At 78.5% G+C, this 331-nt stretch carries 1 protein-coding gene; it reads left to right on the top strand.

Going from position 1 to position 331, the window contains the following annotated elements; translation table 11 throughout:
* Positions 1 to 185: DUF418 domain-containing protein (locus tag DEF28_RS27010; protein ID WP_114400959.1), on the top strand; the 185-nt coding region annotated here is incomplete at its 5' end.
* Positions 186 to 331 lie beyond the last annotated feature (146 nt).

The following is a 331-nucleotide window of genomic DNA, read 5'->3' as shown; positions in this document are numbered from 1 at the left end:
TCGGGCTCGGTCTGGCCGCCAGGTTCGCCGGAACCGGCCCGTGGTGGGTGCTGGGCCTGTGGGGCGCGGTGAGCCTGCTGCTGCTCACGGCCGCGCCGCTGTGGCTGCGGAGGTTCCCCGCCGGCCCGCTGGAGGCGGTCCAGAAGTGGACGCTCGCGCGGCTGCCGGAACGCATGCGGCGCTGATCCGCCGGCCGGACGCGGCGCGGCCCCGGAGTCCGGGTGGACTCCGGGGCCGCGCCGCGTCAGACGTCCGGCGTCAGGCGCCGACGGCCGAGCGCAGCGCCTCGGCGCGGGTGGCCTGCTCCCAGGTGAACTCCGGCAGCTCGCGG

The sequence above is a fragment of the Marinitenerispora sediminis genome, from assembly GCF_003336425.1.
In the GTDB taxonomy this organism is placed as follows: domain Bacteria; phylum Actinomycetota; class Actinomycetes; order Streptosporangiales; family Streptosporangiaceae; genus Marinitenerispora; species Marinitenerispora sediminis.
Note: the sequence above shows the minus strand (reverse complement) of the source record. Positions and strands in the feature narration are given on the sequence as shown.